3 protein-coding genes are annotated in these 2287 nt (G+C 61.4%); all 3 read right to left on the minus strand.

What is annotated here, in order from left to right; genetic code table 11:
- Positions 1-495: carboxyl transferase domain-containing protein (locus tag AC1D0Z_RS19905; protein ID WP_477659901.1), on the minus strand; the 495-nt coding region annotated here is incomplete at its 3' end.
- Between the two features lie 27 nt (positions 496-522).
- A complete protein-coding gene (locus tag AC1D0Z_RS19910) occupies positions 523-1230 on the minus strand; it encodes a DNA-3-methyladenine glycosylase family protein (protein WP_477659902.1) in 708 nt (235 codons plus the stop codon).
- 76 nt (positions 1231-1306) lie between these two features.
- A partial coding sequence (gene cysS / locus AC1D0Z_RS19915; protein WP_477659903.1) for a cysteine--tRNA ligase occupies positions 1307-2287 on the minus strand: 981 nt, incomplete at its 5' end.

A 2287-nucleotide genomic window follows, 5' to 3' on the forward strand; every position in this document is an offset into this window, starting at 1 on the left:
GTAAGCGCCGGGCGTGTCGACAAAAGTGAACACCGGCAGTTTGAACTTCTCGGCAGTTTTCATCAGGCGCAGGGCCTTGCGGTAGCCCTCGGGCTTGCTCATGCCGAAGTTGCGCAGGCCGCGTTCCTTGGTGTCGCGGCCCTTCTGGTGGCCCAGCACCATGCAGGCGGTGCCGTTAAAGCGCGCCAGGCCGCCCACAATGGACAGGTCGTCGGCAAAATGCCGGTCTCCGTGCAACTCGACAAAATCCGTGAAGATTTCGTTGACATAGTCCAGGGTGTAGGGGCGTTCCGCGTGGCGGGCGATCTTGGTGATCTGCCAGGGCGTCAGGTCGCTGTAGATGTCTTTGGTGAGCTGCTGGCTCTTTTTGGCCAGCTGGTCGATTTCTTCTGAAATATCGACGGCTGACTCGGTCTGTACGTAGCGCAGCTCTTCAATTTTTCCTTCAAGCTCCGCAATCGGTTGCTCGAAATCGAGGAAGGTCTTCTTCGCCATGTGCTGCTCCTCAGGGCTTCATGAAACTTAAATTTGCTCGGTACCCGTGGGGGTACCCAGAACCGGTAATGGGTCCAGAGAGCGCCAAATATACCAAGTTGCCACGCTGCAGTAGGGCGACCAGGCGGCGGCCACCTCTCGCGCGTCGCTTCGGCTGACGGATTCACCCGAAAAGTAATTCTGACTGATGCCGGTGATCAGCCCCACATCGTCCAGCGGCAGGACATTGGGACGCATCAGGTAAAAAATCAAAAACATCTCGGCCGTCCAGCGGCCGATGCCGCGAATGGCGATCAGCTCCGCAATGATGGCCTCATCGTCCATTGCCGCCCAGTCCTTGACGTGGACGGTGCCGGCGTCAAAGTGGATCGCAAGGTCGACCAGGTATTCGACCTTGCGCGCGCTCAAGCCGGCGGCGCGCATGTCGTCGACCTTCAGGCGCAGCACATTGGCAGGCGTCACTTTTTTGGGCAATGCCGAAAATTTGGCCCAGACGCTTTGCGCCGCCTTGACCGAAATCTGCTGGCCCACAATGCTGCGCGCCAGGGTGCCAAAGGCATCGCCGCGTGTTTGCAGGCAGGCGTCGCCAAACTGGGGAATCAGCCGCTTCATCACCCGGTCTTTTTTCACCAGGTGCTTGCAAGCCTCGGCCCAATAGGTGGGCACCGTGGTCGCCGGCTCGGGAACGTCGGCCAGTTCAGCACTGGCCGGGCCGCTTTTCACTATCTTTTTCATAGCTGCTTGCGCCCGCCCTTATTGGCCTGGAGACCGAAATGGCATGAAAAAGAGGGTGAAAGGGCCGTCCAGAGTGTCACGACTGCACCTCCCAGGTGGTGCCGGCGGGCGAATCCTTCAACACGATACCTTTGGCCAGCAGGTCCTTGCGGATACGGTCGGCTTCGGCGAAATCTTTTGCCAGCTTGGCGGTTGCACGCTGCGCGATCAGCTGCTGGATGCTGGCGTCGTCCAGGCCAGCGCCGGCCTGAAGGTAGGCGCCAGGAGCGCCTTGCAGCAGGCCCAGGCAGCCGCCCAGGTTTTTCAGCAGCCCGGCAAGTTCGGCAGAGCCCGTCCGGTTGACCTCACCAGCCAACTCGAACAACACAGCCACGGCCTCCGGCGTTCCGAAGTCTTCGTCCATGGCCGCCTTGAAGCGCTGCGCAAACGGGTGCGCCCAGTCGGTCGGCAGCGCGGCGGGCTTGACCAGATCAAGCGACGTGTACAGCCGCTTGAGCGAATTGCGCGCATCGTCCAGGTGGGCATCGCTGTAATTCAGCGCGCTGCGGTAGTGGGCGCGAACGATGAAAAACCGCACGGTTTCGGCATCGTATTTGGCCAGTACTTCACGGATGGTGAAGAAGTTGCCCAGCGACTTGGACATCTTCTCGTTGTCAACGCGCACAAAGCCGTTGTGCACCCAGAAGCGTGCCAGCGGCTTGCCGTTGGCGCCTTCGCTCTGCGCGATTTCGTTTTCGTGGTGCGGGAACTGCAGGTCCGCGCCGCCGCCGTGAATGTCGAAGGTCTCGCCCAGGGTGCCGCGGCACATGGCCGAGCACTCAATGTGCCAGCCCGGGCGGCCGGGGCCATAGGCGCTGTCCCACCTGGCGTCGTCGGGTTCAGTGGCCTTGGCGCTTTTCCAGAGCACGAAGTCCAGCGGGTCTTCCTTGCCATCCAGTACGGCAACGCGCTCGCCGGCACGCAGCTCGTCGAGCGACTTGCCCGAGAGCTTGCCGTAGCCCGGAAACTTGCGCACCGCGTAATTCATGTCGCCGGTCGAGCCCTTGTAGGCCAGGCC

The organism is Polaromonas sp. P1_E3, assembly GCF_056405935.1.